This is a genomic window from Pseudonocardia xinjiangensis (assembly GCF_050948425.1).
GTDB classification, from domain to species: Bacteria; Actinomycetota; Actinomycetes; order Mycobacteriales; family Pseudonocardiaceae; genus Pseudonocardia; species Pseudonocardia xinjiangensis.
Genome location: NZ_CP192009.1, coordinates 4,222,026 through 4,240,994, shown reverse-complemented (window position 1 = coordinate 4,240,994; position 18,969 = coordinate 4,222,026). Strand labels below are relative to the sequence as shown.

The 18,969-nt window shown below is 73.5% G+C and carries 18 protein-coding genes; 8 read left to right on the top strand and 10 right to left on the bottom strand.

What is annotated here, in order from left to right; all coding sequences use genetic code 11:
- The first annotated feature begins 44 nt into the window (after positions 1–44).
- The 3 genes from ACQPZA_RS19975 to ACQPZA_RS19965 are packed head-to-tail and all read left to right on the top strand — an operon-like array spanning position 45 to position 2,073.
- Positions 45–731, top strand: coding sequence for an AzlC family ABC transporter permease (locus ACQPZA_RS19975; RefSeq protein ID WP_433272624.1), 687 nt, complete (start codon positions 45–47; stop codon positions 729–731).
- Complete coding sequence (locus ACQPZA_RS19970) at positions 728–1,036, top strand: AzlD domain-containing protein (protein WP_169399582.1); 309 nt, start codon at positions 728–730, stop codon at positions 1,034–1,036. The genes ACQPZA_RS19975 and ACQPZA_RS19970 overlap by 4 nt, the downstream gene beginning before the upstream one ends.
- Before the next feature lie 41 nt (positions 1,037–1,077).
- Complete coding sequence (locus ACQPZA_RS19965; RefSeq protein ID WP_433272621.1) at positions 1,078–2,073, top strand: alpha/beta fold hydrolase; 996 nt, start codon at positions 1,078–1,080, stop codon at positions 2,071–2,073.
- Here ACQPZA_RS19965 and ACQPZA_RS19960 read toward each other — a convergent pair.
- The gene (locus ACQPZA_RS19960) at positions 2,052–4,190 is read right to left on the bottom strand and encodes an elongation factor G-like protein EF-G2 (protein WP_433272619.1); all 2,139 of its coding nucleotides are present in this window, start codon (positions 4,188–4,190) and stop codon (positions 2,052–2,054) included. The two genes, ACQPZA_RS19965 and ACQPZA_RS19960, sit on opposite strands and share 22 nt — an antisense overlap.
- A gap of 166 nt (positions 4,191–4,356) precedes the next feature.
- Between ACQPZA_RS19960 and ACQPZA_RS19955 the strand changes: the two genes are divergently transcribed.
- The 4 genes from ACQPZA_RS19955 (at position 4,357) to ACQPZA_RS19940 (ending at position 8,272) form a co-directional block, all read left to right on the top strand.
- Positions 4,357–5,751: an NAD-dependent malic enzyme gene (locus ACQPZA_RS19955; protein WP_433272617.1), complete on the top strand. Its 1,395-nt coding sequence runs from the start codon at positions 4,357–4,359 to the stop codon at positions 5,749–5,751.
- A 189-nt stretch (positions 5,752–5,940) separates the two neighbouring features.
- Positions 5,941–6,579 carry a pyridoxal 5'-phosphate synthase glutaminase subunit PdxT gene (gene pdxT / locus ACQPZA_RS19950; protein ID WP_433272615.1) on the top strand — a complete coding sequence of 213 codons (639 nt, stop codon included), beginning with the start codon at positions 5,941–5,943 and terminating at the stop codon, positions 6,577–6,579.
- Between the two features lie 151 nt (positions 6,580–6,730).
- Positions 6,731–7,486, top strand: a complete 756-nt coding sequence (locus ACQPZA_RS19945) for a YebC/PmpR family DNA-binding transcriptional regulator (RefSeq protein ID WP_433272613.1) — start codon at positions 6,731–6,733, stop codon at positions 7,484–7,486.
- Positions 7,487–7,678: 192 nt separating this feature from the next.
- Positions 7,679–8,272: a TerD family protein gene (locus tag ACQPZA_RS19940; protein WP_246267599.1), complete on the top strand. Its 594-nt coding sequence runs from the start codon at positions 7,679–7,681 to the stop codon at positions 8,270–8,272.
- Between the two features lie 57 nt (positions 8,273–8,329).
- Here ACQPZA_RS19940 and ACQPZA_RS19935 read toward each other — a convergent pair whose 3' ends face one another.
- The 7 genes from ACQPZA_RS19935 to ACQPZA_RS19905 all read right to left on the bottom strand — a co-directional run bounded on the left by ACQPZA_RS19935 (position 8,330) and on the right by ACQPZA_RS19905 (position 14,663).
- Positions 8,330–8,785 carry a tellurite resistance TerB family protein gene (locus ACQPZA_RS19935; protein ID WP_433272610.1) on the bottom strand — a complete coding sequence of 152 codons (456 nt, stop codon included), beginning with the start codon at positions 8,783–8,785 and terminating at the stop codon, positions 8,330–8,332.
- A gap of 31 nt (positions 8,786–8,816) precedes the next feature.
- Positions 8,817–9,668 (bottom strand): HAD family hydrolase, encoded by an 852-nt coding sequence (locus tag ACQPZA_RS19930; protein ID WP_433272608.1) that lies wholly within the window; start codon positions 9,666–9,668, stop codon positions 8,817–8,819.
- Positions 9,665–10,810 carry a cysteine protease StiP family protein gene (locus tag ACQPZA_RS19925; protein ID WP_433272606.1) on the bottom strand — a complete coding sequence of 382 codons (1,146 nt, stop codon included), beginning with the start codon at positions 10,808–10,810 and terminating at the stop codon, positions 9,665–9,667. Before ACQPZA_RS19925 ends, ACQPZA_RS19930 begins: the two co-directional genes overlap by 4 nt.
- Positions 10,807–12,177, bottom strand: a complete 1,371-nt coding sequence (locus ACQPZA_RS19920; protein ID WP_433272604.1) for a phosphoribosyltransferase family protein — start codon at positions 12,175–12,177, stop codon at positions 10,807–10,809. Before ACQPZA_RS19920 ends, ACQPZA_RS19925 begins: the two co-directional genes overlap by 4 nt.
- Positions 12,174–13,334 (bottom strand): HpcH/HpaI aldolase/citrate lyase family protein, encoded by a 1,161-nt coding sequence (locus ACQPZA_RS19915; protein ID WP_433272602.1) that lies wholly within the window; start codon positions 13,332–13,334, stop codon positions 12,174–12,176. Before ACQPZA_RS19915 ends, ACQPZA_RS19920 begins: the two co-directional genes overlap by 4 nt.
- Before the next feature lie 64 nt (positions 13,335–13,398).
- Positions 13,399–14,079, bottom strand: coding sequence for a TerD family protein (locus ACQPZA_RS19910; RefSeq protein ID WP_433272600.1), 681 nt, complete (start codon positions 14,077–14,079; stop codon positions 13,399–13,401).
- A gap of 8 nt (positions 14,080–14,087) precedes the next feature.
- Complete coding sequence (locus ACQPZA_RS19905; protein ID WP_169399474.1) at positions 14,088–14,663, bottom strand: TerD family protein; 576 nt, start codon at positions 14,661–14,663, stop codon at positions 14,088–14,090.
- Between the two features lie 174 nt (positions 14,664–14,837).
- Here ACQPZA_RS19905 and polA point away from each other — a divergent pair, with 174 nt between their 5' ends.
- Positions 14,838–17,627 (top strand): DNA polymerase I, encoded by a 2,790-nt coding sequence (gene polA / locus ACQPZA_RS19900; RefSeq protein WP_433272597.1) that lies wholly within the window; start codon positions 14,838–14,840, stop codon positions 17,625–17,627.
- Here the strand turns inward: polA and ACQPZA_RS19895 are convergent.
- The gene (locus ACQPZA_RS19895) at positions 17,594–18,193 is read right to left on the bottom strand and encodes an MOSC domain-containing protein (protein WP_433272595.1); all 600 of its coding nucleotides are present in this window, start codon (positions 18,191–18,193) and stop codon (positions 17,594–17,596) included. The two genes, polA and ACQPZA_RS19895, sit on opposite strands and share 34 nt — an antisense overlap.
- Positions 18,194–18,308: 115 nt before the next feature.
- Positions 18,309–18,887: a class I SAM-dependent methyltransferase gene (locus tag ACQPZA_RS19890; protein WP_433272593.1), complete on the bottom strand. Its 579-nt coding sequence runs from the start codon at positions 18,885–18,887 to the stop codon at positions 18,309–18,311.
- Positions 18,888–18,969: the final 82 nt, after the last annotated feature.

Genomic DNA, 18,969 nt, shown 5'->3' with positions numbered 1-18,969 from the left:
GTTCGGCTTGACGAACGGTTTGGTAACCGTTCACTCTATCGGTCATGCGTTCGCTACGCCGAACAATAGACCGCGATGACCTCAAGGACGCCCTGGCCCTGGCGGCCGCCGTCGGGGTGGTGGGGGCCTCGTTCGGTGCTCTCGCTGCCGCGGCGGGGGTGCCGGTCCTGCTCGCCATGTCCCTGTCGCTGCTGGTGTTCGCGGGCGGTGCCCAGTTCCTCGTCGTCGCCGTGGTGGCTGCGGGGGGCGGCGCGATCGCCGCACTGGCCGCCGGGCTGCTGCTCAACGTGCGGCACGTGCCGTTCGGGCTGGCGGTGGGGGGCAACATCGCCGATCGCTGGCCGTTGCGGCTGCTCGGAACGCACCTCATGGTCGACGAGAGCGTGGCGTTCTCCCGAGCCCGGGGTAGTGGCCGGCGGGCCCGCACCGCGTACTGGCTCTGCGGCTCGCTGCTGTTCGTCTTCTGGAACGTGGGGACGGTGGTCGGGGTGCTCGCGGGTGGCGCCGTCCCCGACCCGGACACCTTCGGGGTGGACGCCGCCTTCCCCGCGGCGCTGCTGGCTCTGCTGCTGCCGTCACTGCGCCGGGCCGACGCGCGCCGGGTGGGGCTGGCCGCGGCCGCGCTGGCGCTGCTGGCGACGCCGCTGCTGCCGCCGGGGGTGCCGGTGCTGGTCGGCCTGCTCGGCCTGGTCGTCGCGCGGCTGCCCGGTGACCGCCGGGAGGCGGCGTGAACTGGCCGGTCGTCGTGGCCCTCGCCGCGGGCACCTACGCGCTGCGGCTGGCCGGGGTCGTCCTGCGCGACCGGGTGCGCGTTCCCGCGCGGGTGGAGCGTTACGTCGACCTCGGGGCCACCGCGCTGCTCGTGGCGCTGGTGGCCACGGCCGCGTTCACCGACGGCAGCGGGTTCGCCGGCTGGGCCCGGCCCGCCGGCGTCGCCGTGGGTGCGCTCGCCGCCTGGCGCAAGGTGCCGTTCGTGCTGGTCGTCGTCCTGGCCGCGGCCACCACCGCGGGGCTGCGGTATCTCGGAGTGCCCTGACACGTCATCGGACGGCATGTCGGAGCCGTACCGTGGCGGTCGTGGCGAACACCGGGGGAGAACGACGGCCTGCGGACGTCAACGGCGTCCGGCTGCGGGTCCTGGACGAGGGCGAGGGTCCGCTCCTCCTGCTGCTGCACGGGTTTCCCGAGAGCGCGTACTCGTGGCGGCACCAGATCGCACCGCTGGTGGCGGCCGGGTACCGGGTCGTCGCGCCGGAGCAGCGCGGGTACGGGGAGAGCTCCCATCCGGACTCACCGGACGCCTACACGATCATGCACCTGGTCGGCGACGCCGTGGGGCTCATCGCCGACGCCGGGGCGCAGGAGGCCGTTGTGGTCGGCCACGACTGGGGCGCGACGGTCGCCTGGAACCTCGCCCTCATGCGTCCCGACCTCGTGCGGGGCGTCGTCGGCCTCAGCGTGCCGCCGCGGCCGCGCGGCTCGGCCCCTCCCGTCCGCCGGATGCAGGAGGTGTACGAGGGCCGGTTCTACACCGGCTACTTCGAGCAGCCGGATGTCGCCGACCGTGAGTTCGGCCGCGACGTGCGGGCGGCCCTGCGCCGGTTCTTCCATGCGCTCAGCGGCGACAACCCCGAGAACCCGCAGCCGCTGCTCGTACCGCACGGGGGCGGCCTCCTGGACGGCATGCCTGACCCCCGCGAGAGCCCGGAGTGGCTGAGCGAGGCGGACCTCGACGTCTTCGCCGGGCAGTTCGACGACCTCGGGTTCACCGGCGCCCTCGACTGGTACCGCAACCTCGACCGCAACTGGGAGCTGACCGCGCCCTTCGAGGGCGCGGCGCTCCGCATGCCCGCCCTGTACGTCGTCGGGGACCGCGATCCCGTTCTGGCGTTCGCCCACACGATCGAGGCGCTCGACGCACTCGGTCGCGTGCATCCCGGCCTCCGCGAGCCGGTGATCCTTCCCGGCTGCGGCCACTGGACACAGCAGGAGCGCCCCGACGAGGTCACTGCTGAGCTACTGGGCTTCTTGCAGTCCCTGCCGGCGCCGGGTCAGCCCGGGGCCACGTCGTAACGGGCGGACCGCCGGGTGAACGTCGCCGCGCCGCTTGTCATCGCACGCAGGTCGACGGCGTAGCGGCACAGCTCCGTGCAGGGCACCTCGGCCCGCACCAGTGACCGGCCCGGACCGGCGAGGTCGGTGCCGAGCACCCGCCCGCGCCGCCCGGAGAGATCCCCGAGCACGGCTCCGAGGTGCTCGTCCGGTACCCGCACCGTCACCTCGTCATACGGCTCGAGGACCTGCACGCCGCACGCCTCCGCCGCCTCCCGCAGGGCGATCGCGCCCGCGGTCTGGAACGCGGCGTCCGAGGAGTCGACGCTGTGGGCCTTGCCGTCCACGAGGGTGGCGCGGAAGTCGACGACCGGGTGGTGGTCCTCGGTCAGCCCGCGCGCGGCCTGGGCCCGCACGCCCTTCTCGACGCTCGGGATGAACTGGTGGGGGACCGACCCGCCGAAGATCTTGTCGACGAACTCGATGCCCGCCCCACGCGGCAGCGGCTCGAACTCGATGTGGCAGACGGCGTACTGGCCGTGCCCACCGGACTGCTTGACGTGGCGTCCGGTCACCCGCGCAGGCGCGGCAAGGGTGGTCCGCAGCGGGATGCGCACCGGTTCGGTGTCGACGTCGGCCCCGCCGGCGCGCAGCCGCGACAGCACGACGTCGGCGTGGGCCTCCCCCATGCACCACAGCACGGTCTGGTGGGTCTCCTGGTTGCGTTCCAGGTGCAGCGTCGGGTCGGCCGCGACGATCTTCCCGAGTGTCTTGACCAGCGCGTCCTCGTCCCCCCGCGTCCGGGCCGCCACCGCGACGGGCAGCAGCGGGCGGGGCAGGTCCCAGCAGGAGAGCAGCAGCGGGTGCTCGGCGGCCGACACCGTGTCCCCGGTCTCGGCGGTCCCGAGCTTGGTGAGGGCGCAGATGTCGCCCGCCACGCACGCCTCCACCTCGCGCAGCGTTGCGCCGAGCGGGGCGTAGACGTGCGCGAGGCGCTCGTCGGCGTCGTGCCCGTCGTGCCCGTCGTGGCCGCCGGAGCCTGCGCCGTTCGACTCCCCGTCGCGCTGGGTCGGGATGCTCACGTGGTGCCCGCTCACGTGCACCGTCGACTCCGGGCGCAGCGTCCCGGAGAAGACCCGCACCAGGGAGACGCGCCCCACGTAGGGGTCGGCGGAGGTCCGCACGATCTCGGCGGCCAGCGGTCCGTCGGGATCGGCCGTGAGCGGCGGGTGAGCCGCGCCCTCGACGCCGCTGACCGGCGGGAGCGGGCGCTCCAGCGGTGAGGGGAAGCCGCCGGTGAGCACCTCGAGGAGCGCGTCGAGCCCGGTCCCGCTGCTCGCGCAGACCGGGATCACCGGGTGGAACGACCCGCGGGAGACGGCGGTCTCGAGGTCGTCGACGAGGGTGGTGACGTCCAGTTCCTCGCCGCCGAGGTAGCGCTCCATGAGCGACTCGTCCTCGGACTGCTCGATGATGCCCTCGACCAGTTCGCTGCGGGCGTCCTCGGCGCCGGGTGGGGCCTGTCCCGGCGGAGTCTGCGAGAGCAGGCCGTAGAGGCCGGTGAGCCGGTCCCCGTCGCGGATGGGCAGGTAGAGGGGGGCGACGCCGCTGCCGAACGCCTCCTGGCAGGCGGCGATCGTGGCTTCGAGGTCGGCGCGGGCGTGGTCGCAGCGGGCAACCACCACGGCACGGGGCATGCCGACGGCGGCACATTCCTCCCACTGCGCGACGGCGGCAGGGTCGATCGCGCCCTCGCGTCCCTCGTTGGCCGGCACGACGAACAGCGCGGCGTCGGCGGCGCGCAACCCCGCGCGCAGCTCACCGACGAAGTCCCCGTAGCCGGGGGTGTCGATCAGGTTGATCTTGGTGTCCTCGTGCAGCAGGGGAGCCACGGAGAGCGCGACGGACCGCTGCTGCCGGACCGCCGCCGGGTCGTGGTCGCAGACCGTTGTGCCTTCCACCACTGCGCCGGGCCGCGGTATCGCGGCGGTGTGGGCGAGCAGCGCCTCCACCAGCGTCGTCTTCCCCGACCCCGACGGTCCGACGAGGACCACGTTCCGTACCCGGGACGGGTCGCTGACGGTGGGAACCGGTGTCCGGTTTCCGCTCCGCTGCCCGGCTTCTGCTCTGACGGCCATGGGGGACCACCTCCGCGGCACTGCGTCGACGTCCGAAGCTGACGTGTGCGCCATCTCACACCCGACCCCGGGCGGTCACAACCCCTCGCGGCGCATCGGGCGGGGATCGTCGCGACGGGACCCCGGCCCGGACCGGCCCCGAGTGCACCGGCGGTAGTGTTCTGGGGTGCCAGTTCCCGGTCCCGGATACGCCATCACCGCGCGCGTCGAGGCGCCTGCCTCCGCCAGTGCCGCAGGCGACATCACGATGGCGGTCGGCCGCGTCGGCGGCGTCGTCACCGCATTCGACGTGGTCGAGTCGCACACCCGGACGCTCATCGTCGACATCAGCTGCAACGCCCTCAACGAGGCCCACGCCAGCGAGATCACCGCGGCGCTCGAGGCGCTGCCGGGCGTGCGGGTGCGCAAGGTCTCCGACCGCACGTTCCTGCTGCACCTCGGGGGCAAGCTGAGCGTCGAGTCCAAGGTCAGCCTGCGCAACCGCGACGACCTCTCGCGGGCCTACACGCCCGGCGTCGCCCGCGTCTGCCAGGCCATCGCGGCCAACCCCGCCGACGCGAGGCGCCTGACGATCAAGCGCAACACGGTCGCGGTCGTCACCGACGGCTCCGCGGTCCTCGGGCTCGGCAACCTCGGTGCCGCGGCCGCGATGCCGGTGATGGAGGGCAAGGCGGCGCTGTTCAAGCGGTTCGCCGGCGTGGACGCCTGGCCGGTGTGCCTGGACACCCAGGACACCGAGGAGATCATCCGCACCGTCCAGATCCTCGCCCCGGCCTACGGCGGCATCAACCTCGAGGACATCGCCGCGCCGCGCTGCTTCGAGATCGAGGCGCGCCTGCGCGAGCTGCTCGACATCCCGGTCTTCCACGACGACCAGCACGGCACGGCCGTGGTCGTGCTCGGCGCGCTGCGCAACGCCCTGCGCGTGGTGGGCAAGAAGATCGCCGACTGCAAGATCGTGGTGTGCGGGGTCGGTGCCGCCGGGTCGGCCGTGATCCGGTTGCTGCGTTCGAGCGCGCCCGGCGACGTGCTGGCCGTCGACATCGACGGCATCGTCCACCCGGGGCGCGACGGTCTCGACGACAACCTGCGCTGGATCGCCGAGCACACCAACGAGGCGCGGGTGTCCGGCACGCTGGCCGACGCCCTCGTCGACGCCGACGTGTTCATCGGGGTGTCCGCGCCCAACCTGTTCGGCGCCGAGGAGCTCGCCACCATGGCTCCCGACTCGATCGTGTTCGCGCTGGCCAACCCCGACCCCGAGATCGACCCGGCGATCGCCACGGCCCACGCCGCCGTGGTGGCCACCGGCCGCTCGGACTACCCCAACCAGATCAACAACGTGCTCGCGTTCCCCGGGGTGTTCCGCGGCCTGCTGGACGCCCAGGCCCGCGACATCACCGATGCCATGCTGCTCGCCGCCGCGGCCGCCATCGCCGACGTCGTCGCCGAGCCGAACCCGTCGTTCATCGTGCCGAGTGTCTTCGACGCCGCGGTCGCCCCCGCGGTGGCCGAGGCCGTCCGTTCCGCCACGGGGAAACACGACGTGGCCCCGGTCTGACGCCGCCCCGCCCCCGCGAGTCGCCCGTTTCGCGCGGGCGAGTCGCCCGGATTCGGTGGGCCGGGGTGGCTGATCGCGGCGAGCCGCACGTGATCGCCCGTGCAGGGGCCGTGGGGTGCGGTTCGTGGCGATCACCACCCCGCGGTGGTGTGCGGGCCGGGGGAGGGGGCGGCGACTACGCTGGTCACCGTGGTTCCCGTGATCGGTGTGCTCGCCCTGCAGGGTGACGTCCGCGAGCATCTGGCCGCCGTGACGGCCTGTGGTGACGTCCGTGGTGTCGCGGTGCGCCGCCCGTCGGAGCTCGACGCGGTCGACGCGCTCGTGATCCCCGGCGGGGAGTCCACCACGATGAGCAGGCTGCTGGAGGTCTTCGACCTGCTCGGCCCGCTGCGCGACCGGATCGGCGCCGGGATGCCGGCGTACGGGTCGTGTGCCGGGATGATCCTGCTCGCCCGCGAGGTGCTGGACGGGCGTCCCGACCAGCAGCAGCTCGGCGGCCTGGACGTCGTGGTGCGGCGCAACGCGTTCGGCCGCCAGGTCGACTCCTTCGAGACCGACCTGCGCTTCCGCGGTCTCCTGGGCGACCCGATGCGCGCGGTGTTCATCCGCGCGCCGTGGGTGGAGTCCACGGGGCCCGGGGTGGAGGTGCTCGCCACCGTGCCGCGGTTGACGGTCACGGGCGCCGACGCGGGCGCGGCGGCCGGGCGGGTGGTCGCCGTACGGCAGGGATCGGTGATCGCCACGGCCTTCCACCCGGAGCTCACCGGTGATCTGCGGGTGCACGGGCTGTTCTGCGACCTCGTGAAGGAGAGCGCGCGGGCGGCGTGAGGTGGCGGTGCCGCCCGTTGTCGGAGCGGGTCGGTAGAATCGCCACGATCAGGCAGAGGTCGGTGTCATCCGGTCCGCGCGGCAGGAGGCCGGCGACGGACGTCCGGGTCCCGGCAGGTGAGCATGAGCTGGGAAAGGACGGCGAAACTCGATGAGCGGCCACTCCAAGTGGGCGACGACCAAGCACAAGAAGGCCGTCATCGACGCCCGGCGCGGCAAGATGTTCGCCAAGCTGATCAAGAACATCGAGGTCGCCGCGCGCACGGGCGGCGGTGACCCCGACGGCAACCCCACGCTCTTCGACGCCATCCAGAAGGCGAAGAAGAGCTCGGTGCCCAACGACAACATCGACCGTGCGGTCAAGCGCGGCTCGGGCGCCGACGCCGGTGGCGCCGACTACCAGACGATCACCTACGAGGGCTACGGCCCCAACGGCGTCGCGGTGCTCATCGAGTGCCTCACCGACAACCGCAACCGCGCCGCCACCGAGGTGCGCACGGCGATGACGCGCAACGGTGGCGCGATGGCCGACCCCGGCTCCGTGGCGTACCTCTTCACGCGCAAGGGCGTGGTGATCGTCCCGAAGGCCGGCGAGCTCACCGAGGACGACCTGCTGCTCGCCGTGCTCGACGCCGGCGCCGAGGAGGTCAACGACCTCGGGGAGAGCTTCGAGGTCGTGTCCGAGGCGGGCGACCTGATCCCGGTGCGCACGGCGCTGCAGGAGGCCGGCATCGACTACGACTCGGCCGACCCCACCTTCCTGCCGTCGATGTCCGTGCCGCTCGACGCCGAGGCGGCCAAGAAGGTGTTCCGGCTGATCGACGCGCTGGAGGACAGCGACGAGGTGCAGAACGTCTACGCGAACTTCGACGTCTCCGACGAGGTTCTCGAAGAGGTCAACGCCTAGGAGTTGTTCAGCGCGCTCCTAGAGCGGCTGATCGTCCGAACGGCACCTTCGCCCGGCCATCCGGGGCGAGGGTGCCGTTTCGTTTCGGCGGCACCGGCGCCGCCCCCGCTACCCCGATTTCGGGCACTATGGACGAATCACCCCGATCGGACGCGCGCTGTGTCACGGCGTCCGGTCGCTCCCCGTGTGCCGATGAACGGAGTACGTGTGTCGATCAACCTGACCAAGGGTCAGAAGGTTTCGCTCGCCAAACGCGACGGTGGCAGCCTGAGCGTGGTCCGGATGGGGCTGGGCTGGGACGCGGTCAAGAAGCGCGGCCTGTTCGGCTCCAAGTCGCAGCAGATCGACCTGGACGCCTCCGCGCTGCTCTTCGACGCGCGCGGCGACCTGGTCGACGCGGTGTGGTTCCGGCAGCTGCGCAGCCAGGACGGCTCGGTGCAGCACACGGGCGACAACCAGACCGGCGCCGGGGACGGCGACGACGAGACGATCCTGGTGGATCTCGCGCGGCTTCCGGCCGGAATTACGCAGATCGCGTTCGTGGTGAGCTCGTTCACCGGGCAGGACTTCTCGCAGATCGAGAACGCCTTCTGCCGGCTCGTCGACCAGACCACGGGCGACGAGCTGGCCCGTTTCGTGCTCTCGGGCTCCGGGCAGCACAACGCGCAGATCATGGCCAAGGTGGGCCGGGGCGACGGCGGTGGCTGGACGATGACGGCGATCGGGGCCGTGGCCACCGGGCGCACGTTCCAGGAGCTCCTGCCGGCCACGGCCGCCCACATCTGACGGTCGGGCTGTGCACGACGGGCTCCCCGGCGGATCACGCCGGGGAGCCCTGCTGCGCTACAGGTCGAACTCCGAGGGCGCCACGCCGACGGCGTTGCACGACTCGCGGACGGCCTGCATCTCGTTCTTGTCGAATTCGCCGTCCGCCCCGCCGATGATGATGCCGACCTGGATCACGGCGCGGGCGGCGTCCGGCTTCCCCTTCAGCTTCGACAGGGCCTGGACCGCCTCGACCTTGCCGAAGTCGTAGTCGCTCTCGAGCTTGCCGGCGAAGTGGTTGAACCTCTCCAGCAGCTCGGTGGCCGGGAAGATCGACAGGGCGTCGTTGCTCGTGATGAAGCCTGCCGTCTTCTGGCGCTCCTCCGCGCTGATGGTGCCGTCGGCTGCGGCGATCAGCGCGCACACGGCCATGCTCGCGTCCGCGAACTCCTTGTTCTTGTGCTTGCTAGCCTGCGTCTTCGCCTGCGAGGTCATGTCGAGCGCACGTTCCTTGAGCTTGTCCCACAGCGCCATGAAGCGTTCCTCCTGGTGATCTTCGGTGTGATCAGGGCTTGCCGGAGCCGGTCAGGACGAACGCTCCGGCCCGTTCGGACAGCCAGGCCAGCAGCTCGGCGCCTGCCGCGGCTCCGGTTGCGGTGGTGACGGCCAGGTGCGGCCGGGTGAAGCCGGTGGTGGCGAGCTCGCCGTGGGCCGGGCGGATCGCGAGGTCGGCTGCGTCGAGCAGGTCGGCGTCGAGCAGGGAGTCGCCAGCGGCGAGCAGGTGCGTGCCGCCGGACCGGGCGAGCACCTCGGCCGCTGCCGCCGACTTCGTGAGGCCGGCGGGCACGGCGTAGACCTTGCGGCCCTGCAGCGACACCGTCCAGCCGCGCGGCGCGCACCAGCCGGCGAGCGCCTCCACCCAGCCGGCCGGCAGGGCGGCCCGGTCCACCACGGCGTAGCAGAACAGCTCACTCGCGGTGCGCAACCGCAGCATGAACGGGCCGCCGCGGGCCCGCATGTGGGCCTCGACCTCGGCGGGCGGCGCGCACCCCGCGAGCCGCGCGCGCACGGCGGCGCTCCAGCCGGGGTCGATCTCGCCGTCGACGAGCAGGTGGCCGCCGTTGCTCGCGATCGCGAACCGGGCAGCCGGCCCCGGCAGGTGGACGCGGGCGAGCTGCTCGGGTGTGCGCGTGGTGGTCGGGACGACGACGGCGGCGCCCTGCAGCGAGCGGAAGGCGTGGACGGCCTCCTCGGTCATGAACGACTGCGGGACGCCGGCCAGGACCTCGACGCACAGCAGCCGCGGGGCGTGCTGGTCGGGCACGCGCAGGTCGAGGGCGGCAGCGGAGTAGATGGCGGTGCGGTCGAGGTCGAGGCAGACGACCGGACGGCCGTCCGTGGTCGCGCCGGCCGTCACGGCGCCGCCGTCCGTGCGCCGGTGGTGGGGCGGAGGACGGGACGGCGGGCGTGCCGGGGGCGGATCAACCCCACACAGCTGTAGGGCAGGTCGGCCACCTCCTCGACCGGAACGCCGCGGCGCTGCGCCAGCAACCGGATGTGGGCGAGGTCGGCGGCCGGCGCCCCGGCGCGCACCAGCACCCGCCACGGCACCCGGCGCAGCAGCACCCGGGTGGTCTCGCCGACCCCGGGCTTCACGAGGTTGACGTCGCCGACGTCGTAGGCCTGGGTGATGCGCTCGACGGCGCGCCTGCCCGCGCCGTCGGCGACCCGGTCGGACGGCGGCGTGGTGTCGTGGACCCCGGCGAACTTCGTGGTGACCGCGCTGACGAAGCCGTGCGAGACGTCGGACCGCGCGAGGTGCTTGTAGAACTTGGCCCCGTGGTACTGGTGGGGCCCGAGCAGGCGCGGGTTCAGCACGGTGCGGGAGACCAGCCCCGACACCGTCGAGTTCAGGCAGGCGGACGCGATCAGCCAGTCCTCCCGCGTGCCGAACGTGGTGGTGCAGCGTCCGGGGTCGGCGAGCACTGCGAGGTCGGGATCGAACCGCACCCCGGTGTCGCGCTCGTGCTCGGCCACGGCCGTCGCGAGCTCCCGGGTGATCGCACCCTTGCCCGTCCAGCCGTCCACGAACACCACGCGGGACGGGTCGTGGTGCTCGGCGAGGTGGCGCAGCGCGAGCCGGTCGATGCCGCGCCCGCGCACGATGGAGACGGCGTAGTGCGGTAGATCCAGCCCGTGGGCCCACGCCGCCCAGCGCCGCATCAGCACGCCGACCGGGGTGCCTCCGCGGGCGAGGGAGGCGAGCACCACGTCGGGCCCGCGTTCCCGGAGCACCAGCTCGGTGACCGTGCCGACGGCGTGCGCCAACCGGGGAGCGGTGGCGGCGAGCGCCGCGCGGTACAGCGCGAGGTAGCTCGCATCCGGGAGGTACTCGTGCGGGAGCGACTCGGCGTAGTGGCCCTCGCCGCTCTGGACGGCCTCCTCGCGCTCCTCCGTGGGAGCCTCCAGCGCGACACCGGACAGGTCGGTGAGCAGCCACCCCACGTCGTCGGGGGCGTAGCTGCCGAACTGCGGACCGCGCAGCGGGGCGGGGGTCACGGCGTGACCACCAGGCTCGTGCGGCGGGCGTGCTGCGCGAGCGCCGGGAGGAGGCCGGACCGCAGCGCGGCCGTGTCCGCCGGCGGGTCGACGACGACGAGGACGTGGTCCCACGCCGGGCCGTCCCCGCCGCCGACGTTGTAGGCGAAGCGGGGCCCCGGGCCGTCGGCGGGATCGTCGTGGGCCGGGAACGTGATCCCGCTGGTGAGGGCGTACCCCTGCGCCGCGACGACGACGGCGGGGGAGCGCGTGGTGCTGGAGAACACCACGTGGTGGCCGGCGTCGGCGAGGGCCTGGGCGAGCCGCAGGGGCAGGTGCATCAGTTCCTCGGTGCCGAGCACCAGCGTCCGCTCCCCGGGCACCAGGCCGGCCGCGCGGGCGAGACCGGCGCCGAGGCGGGGCAGCGCGTCCGCGAGCCGTCGGTGGTCGTGGGGCGTGAACCCGTGCCGGGCGCCGGCCGGCACCCCGGCAGGCCAGCCGAGGTCGGCGAGCGCAACAGTCGGCACGCGCGGTTCTCGGCCGTGCGGGGGCGGGACCGGTGGCGGCGGGAGCGCGTCACCGAACTCGGCGCGGAGTGCGGCCGCGCGGTCGGCGAGGTCGGCGGGCAGCTCGATCGCGGCTCGGGCGAGCGCGAGGACGTCCAGCCGGGCGCCCAGCGCCGCGACCCCGTCGACCAGCTCGTTCCCGGCGGGCCGGACGTCCACCAGCGCCGCCACGACGTAGTGCTCGCGCGGGGCCGTGCGGTGCAGTGCGGTGATCGTGTTCAGCGCGGTGCGGCCGGTGCTCAGCTCGTCGTCCACGAGCACGAGCGGCGCTGCGCTGTGGAGCAGTGCGGGGTCGGCGGGCAGCAGCAGGTGGTGGGTGGCGTGCGAGTGCTCCTCGGCGAAGCCGCCCGCGACGGCGTACCCGGGTACCGGCCTGCGCGTGGAGTGCAGGCAGGCCGCCCCGCCCAGCCCTTCGGCGACGCAGTGGGCCAGCGCGGTGGCCGTCTCGGCGAAGCCGAGGACGAGCGCGCCGGGCTCCCTCCCGATCGCCTGCTCGGCCTCGGCGTGCAGCTGCGCCGCAGCCTCGCGGTCGCCCCGGACGGCGGCGTGCAGCCCCGCCACGGGCAGCGGCCGCAGCGGCGTCCCGGCCAGCGTGTCGGCCACCAGGCCGCCCAGCAGCAGCCCGGCGGCGCGGACCAGGCGCGGGTCGGTGGGGACGTGCTTGCCGAGCACCTGCGACACGAGCAGCTGCGCCCGGCGCGGGTTGCGCCGCAGCGCCAGACCCAGCAGCACGGCGGGATCGGCTCCCGCGCCGACGTCGCGGAGCCGGATGCCGAGCCGCTCGGCGAGGGGAACGCGCCGCTCGCTCGTGATGCCGGTCATCGGGGCAGGCTCGCAGCCAGCAGGTCGACGAACGAGACGTCCTCGGCGGCCACCCCGAACGCGCGGGCCCGCAGCATCGTCCGGCGGGCCCACGCGGTGTGCGGGCCGATCTCGTTCATCTTGTTGCGATGACCGGACGCCAGCACGCCGCCCGCCCGGTCCGCCCGCAGCACGTCGGAGGCGTCCCGGTGCTCCTCGCTCGTCACCACCGACAGCGCGTGGACGACGGCGACGTGGCTCGGGTGGATCGCGGTCTTGCCGGTGAGGCCGTTGGCCCGGTCGAGCGACACCTCGCGGATGAGCCCGTCGATCGCCCGGCCCACGAGCCGGCCGCGCAGCTCCCGCTCGTTGTGCTCGGCGAACGGGGAGGCGCGCAGCTGCGGTTTGAAGATCCGCTCGACGCCGTAGTACTCCCACACCGGCCCGGTGACGGTGAAGCCGCTGCCGTCGGCCCGGCCCAGGACGTTGACGACGTCGGAGATGAGGCTGCTCACCACCTTGACGTCGTAGATCGACAGGTCCGGCGAGCGGCGCAGCCCGTACAGCGCGCACAGGTCGGTGGCGCCCAGGCGCACCGCCAGGATCCGGCGCCGGTCGCGGTGCAGCAGCGCGCGCAGCCGCGTCAGCTCGTCGACGCGGGTCTCGGCGTAGAGCACTGCCCCCGACTCGATCACCGGCATCGCCAGCAGCGTGGTGCCGGCCAGGCGGTCGGCCTCGTCGATGGCGTGCAGGTACTCGGTGCCGCTGGCCGCGGTGAACTTCGGCATCACGAACCCGTCGAGCACCGTGGCGGCCGGCCCGAGCCGGGCCACCAGCGCGGGGATCTGCGCTGCGCGCCGGACCCGGACGAACAGCAGCGGCGGTTCGGTCTGCGGCTGCTCGTGCAGGTCGCGGAGCGTCGCGACCAGGTTGGCCTCGCCTTCGGCCACCTCGTCGTCGGCGATGGAGTCCTCCAGGCAGACGACCACCGACGTGACACCGGCGGCCGCCTGCTTGGTGATGTCGGCGGTGAGGGACGGCCGGGTGGCCGGCATGTAGAGCGTGGCGCCGAGCGCCACCGAGAGCAGGTCCCGGCCGCTGTCGCGGTGGAACGGCTCCGGTGGCGTCTCGAACAGCGCGTCCGTCTCCGGCGCGCTCAGGTAGGCGAAGTGCCGCACGGTGCGATCCCTTTCCGAAGTCGCCCGGTGTGGCACCTACCGGGAGCGCGGTCGTCGGCGCAGGTCACTTACGCCCGCGCGCCCACTCCATTCCCCAGCCGTACGCCCGGTCGACGTCGGCCTGCCCGCCGCTGACGTAGCGCACCTCGCGGCGCACCAGCATCTCCCCGCCCTGGTTCTCGAGCATCGCGATCACGCAGGTCGGAGACCCGGTGTCGTGCTCGTCGAGGCGCACCTCGATCTCGGGCCCCGACGCGGGATGCAGCGTCACGACGCCGTCGGCGCCCGCCCAGTTGGGCGTGCCCTCGTAGATGAACGCGAACACGAGGATGCGGCGGATCTCGTCGACCCGGGACAGGTCGATCATCATGTTCTCGCCGCCGGCGGCGGAGCCCGAGCGGTCGTCGCCGTCGAGCCGGATGATCGGCGCGCCCTGGTACGGCGCCTGGAACGCGTTGCCCAGCGCCTGCACGACGCCCTTGCTGCCGTCGCTGAACTCCCACAGGCAGGCCAGGTCCAGGTCGATCGACCGGCCGCGCCGCTTGCCGAACAGGCCGCCGCGGGCCACCTCACCCGACGTCCACTGCAGGTTGACCCGCAGCTCACCGCCGGTGGCGCCGCGTTTGGTGAGCGAGACGCTCGGCGCGGCCTTCGTGAGCGTGACCTTCGACAGCGACACCCCGTCGCCGCTCGCGCTGCCCGCCGCCGGTGTGGCCGGTCGCCGTTTCGTGTAGTCGATGGCCACCGGCCGGGTCAGACGTTGACGCCGTAGTCGCGGGCGATCCCCGTGAGGCCCGACGCGTAGCCCTGGCCGACCGCGCGGAACTTCCACTCGGCACCGTTGCGGTACAGCTCCCCGAAGACCATTGCGGTCTCCGTGGAGGCGTCCTCGCTGAGGTCGTAGCGGGCGATCTCGGCCCCGCCCGCCTGGTTGACGACCCGGATGAAGGCGTTGCGGACCTGGCCGAAGCTCTGCGAGCGCGCGTCGGCGTCGTAGATGCTCACGGCGAACACGATCTTGTCGACCTCGGCGGCCATGCCGGCCAGGTTGACCTTGACCTGCTCGTCGTCGCCCGAGCCCTCGCCGGTGGTGTTGTCGCCGGTGTGCTCGACGGTGCCGTCGGGGGTGGTGAGGTTGTTGAAGAACACGAAGTGCTTGTCGGACACGGCCTTGCCGTCGGCCTTGGCCACGATCGCCGAGGAGTCGAGGTCGAAGTCGGTGCCGGTGGTGGATCGGACGTCCCAGCCGAGGCCGATGACCACGGCCGTGAGGCCGGGGGCCTCCTTGGTGAGGCTGACGTTTCCACCCTTGGAGAGGCTGACGCTCACGTACTGCTCCGCATCTGTTGTCGGTCCCGCAGATCCACCCTATCGGGATGAACCGGACGGACGATCACATGTCACCACGGGAACGGCGGAACGGGCCCTGTGGTTCCCGGCCCCTCGCGAACGGAGCCTGTCCGTGTGCGGAACTGTCGGGGCACGGTCCTAGACTCGCCGTCGATGAGCCCCGCCACCCGCACCCCTCGCAAGCCGGCCGCGCCGGCGCCCGCCGCGCCGTCGTCCACGGGAAAGCGGCTGCTGCTGCTCGACGGGCACTCGCTCGCCTACCGCGCGTTCTTCGCGCTGCCTGCCGAGAACTTCCGCACCGGCACGGGGCAGACCACCAATGCGGTCTACGGCTTCACCTCGATGCTCATCAACCTGCTGCGCGACGAGCAGCCCACCCATCTCGCGGTGTGCTTCGACGTCTCGCGCTCCACGTTCCGCTCCGAGCGCTACACCGAGTACAAGGCCAACCGCTCGGCCACTCCCGACGACTTCCGCGGCCAGGTCGATCTCATCAAGGAGGTGCTGCGGGCGCTCGCCATCCCGGAGTTCGGCGTCGAGGGCTACGAGGCCGACGACCTGATCGCCACCCTCGCCACGCAGGCGGAGGCCGATGGCTTCCAGGTGCTGATCACCACCGGCGACCGCGACGCGTTCCAGCTGGTCAGCGACGACGTCATGGTGCTGTACCCGAAGCGCGGGGTGTCCGACCTGGGCCGGATCGACCCGGCCGAGGTGATGAACCGCTACGGACTCACCCCGGCCCAGTACCCCGATTTCGCCGCGCTGCGGGGCGACCCCAGCGACAACCTGCCCAGCATCCCGGGCGTCGGGGAGAAGACCGCCGCGAAGTGGGTCCGCGAGTTCGGCTCGCTGGCCGAGCTCACCGACCGCGTCGACGAGGTCAAGGGCAAGGCGGGCGACGCGCTGCGCGCCCACCTGGCCGGAGTGCTGCTCAACCGCCAGCTCACCGAGCTGATCCGCGACGTCCCGCTCGAGGCGGCACCCGCCGATCTCGAGCTGCGGCCGTGGGACCGCGACGCCGTCCACCGGCTGTTCGACGAGCTGGAGTTCCGGGTGCTGCGCGAGCGGCTGTTCGCCACGCTGCAGAGCGCGGAGCCGGAGGCCGAGGGCGGCATCGAGGTGCAGGGCGGGGCCATCGAGCCGGGCGGTGTGCGGGCCTGGCTCGACGCGCATGCCCGCGACGGTCGCCGCGTCGGCCTGGCCTTCCACGGCCTCACCGGCGGCCCCACGGCGGCCGACCTGGCCGGCATCGGGCTCGCCGCGGGCGAGCCCACGGTCGAGGCCCGGGCCGCCGGAGCCACCGCGGGCGTCCCGCAGGCCGGCTATCTCGACGTCACCGTGCTCACGCCCGACGACGAGGCCGCGCTGGGGGAGTGGCTCGCCGACCCGGGCGTGCCGAAGGCCGCCCACGACGCCAAGTCGGCGCTGCACGCGCTGCGCGGGCGCGGCTGGAGCCTCGCCGGCCTCACCAGCGACACCGCGCTGGCCGCCTACCTGTCCCGGCCGGGCCAGCGCAGTTTCGACCTGGCCGACCTCGCGCTGCGCTACCTGCGCCGCGAGCTGCGGTCCGACGGCGAGGCCGAGGACGGCCAGCTCTCGCTCCTCGGGGGCGAGGAGGAGGCCGACGCCGCGCGCGCCCAGGCGCAGATGATCGCCGCGTCCGCCGTCGCGGAGCTGGCCGACGCCCTCGACGCCGAGCTGGCCGAACGCGGCGGCACCGAGCTGCTGGCGGAGCTCGAGCTGCCGCTGGAGTTCGTGCTGGCCGACCTGGAGCAGGCCGGCATCGCGGTCGACGGCGAGGCGCTCGCCGCGCTGGAGTCCGAGTTCGCCGCGCAGGTGAAGCAGGCCGCGCAGGACAGCTACGCGGTGATCGGCAAGGAGATCAACCTCGGGTCGCCGAAGCAGCTGCAGACCGTGCTGTTCGACGAGCTCAACATGCCGAAGACCAAGCGCACCAAGACCGGCTACACCACCGACGCCGACGCGTTGCAGACGCTCTTCGAGCAGACCGGGCACGAGTTCCTCTCCCACCTGCTGCTGCACCGCGACGCCACCCGGCTCAAGGTCACCGTCGACGGGCTGCTCAAGTCGGTGGCCGACGACGGGCGGATCCACACCACCTACAGCCAGACGATCGCGGCCACGGGCCGGTTGAGCTCCACCGAGCCCAACCTGCAGAACGTCCCGATCCGCACGGCGGCGGGCCGGCGCATCCGCGAGACGTTCGTGGTGGGCCCGGAGTACGCCGAGCTGATGACGGCCGACTACAGCCAGATCGAGATGCGGATCATGGCGCACCTGTCGGAGGACTCGGCGCTGATCGAGGCGTTCCGGTCGCGTCACGACTTCCACGCCCAGACGGCCGCGCGCGTCTTCGGCTGCGAGCCCACCGAGGTGTCGGCCGAGCAGCGCGCCAAGATCAAGGCGATGAACTACGGGCTCGCCTACGGGCTCTCGGCGTTCGGGCTCGCCGCACAGCTGCGGATCTCCACCGAGGAGGCGCGCGGCCTGATGGACGAGTACTTCAAGGGCTTCGGCGGGGTGCGCGACTACCTGCGCAGCGTGGTCGACGTCGCCCGCAAGGACGGCTTCACCGCCACGATCATGGGCCGCCGCCGCTACCTGCCCGACCTCACGAGCGACAACCGCCAGCGCCGCGAGATGGCCGAGCGGATGGCCCTCAACGCCCCCATCCAGGGCAGCGCCGCCGACATCATCAAGGTCGCGATGCTCGGGGTGCACCGCGCGCTCACCGGTGAGGGGCTGCGCAGCCGGATGCTGCTGCAGGTGCACGACGAGCTGGTGCTCGAGGTCGCCGAGGGTGAGCGCGAGGTCGTGGAGACGCTCGTGCGCCGCGAGATGGGCGCCGCCGCCTCGCTGAGCGTGCCGCTGGAGGTCTCGGTGGGCTACGGGCGCAGCTGGGACGACGCGGCCCACTGACCGGGCTCGTGCTGCCCGGAGGGCGGCGCCTCCACGCGCAGCACGGCTGGCCCGCGGCGCAGCACCCCGTCGTCGAGCGGTTCGCAGCGCACCCCGCCCCGGCCCCGCATCGCGCGGAACGCGCCCGGGGCGAGCACCACGTCCATCCAGGCGCAGGGGTTGGCCGCGCGGTGCGCGCGGAAGCGCACCGGCCCGGCACCGGAGTCGATGCTGAAGATCGCGCCTTCGGTGCCGCGCCCGGCGGCCAACCGGTCCACCGGGAAGCCGCGCAGCACCACGTTGCGCCGGGTGAGCCCGGCGTCGGGCACCTCGGCGAGGCCGAGCTCGTGGGCGATCGCGGCGAGCGACTCGGCCGCGAAGAACGTGACGGCCGCCCTCCGGTGCGCCGCGCGGCCGTAGTACCGGTCCCCGACCAGGCCGAGACCCGCGCGGACCTCGACGGCGTCGGGCCGCGTGCCGTCCGGGTCGGGACGGGGGCCGTCGTGCGGGCGTCCCTCGTAGGCGTGCACGGGCGAGACGAGCAGCTCGACGATCTCCACGGGCACGGCACCCGGCTCCTCGATCACGGCGTCGACGCTACAGCCGGCCGGCGCGGGGCGATCCGCGCGCCGCGTCGGGTCCTCGCAGAGGCCCCGGACCCTGCGAGGACCAGGACGGGCGCGCGGAACCGCCCGCGGCGACTCAGCCGCGCGGTCCGGCGGCGGCGAGGATGCGGGCCGGGGGGAGGTTGCGCCACACCGGCGGGCTCACGGTGAGCTCGGCGAACGCCGCCCTGAGGTCGCGTTCCTGCCGGCGGGCCGGGGGGAGCAGGTGGGTGCCCAGGAGCGAGACCTGGGTGAACGTGCCGGTGGGCGCCAGGGCCGCGGCGGCGATGGCGGGGATCGGCGCGGCGGCGTAGGCCGCCCAGGGCAGCAGGCTGCAGATCACGTCGGCCGTGGTGATCCCGTGGGCCGCCAACACCTCGCGCAGCTCGGCCGCGTCGGCGCACACCACGGTGACGGCGGGGTGGCGGGCGGCCAGCCGCTGCGCCAGCACGGGGCTGAGCTCGATGGCGAGGTGGCGGCCGCGACCGCCCAGGCGGCGTTGCACGGCGTCGGTGAGGTGTCCCGTCCCCGCGCCCAGCTCGACGACCACGGCCCCGTCCCCGATCACGTGGGGGGCGAGCATCGCGGCGACGAGCGCGTCGGAGCTCGCCGTCACCGTGGCGACCTGGGTGGGGGCGCGCAGGAACTCGCGCAGCAGGATCCGGTCGTCGCGCATCGTCGCAGCGTAGGGCGGCCGGACCCGGGTGAATCCGGATGATCCACCCGGCACCCGGCATGCGGCCTGCGGGTTTCCGTCC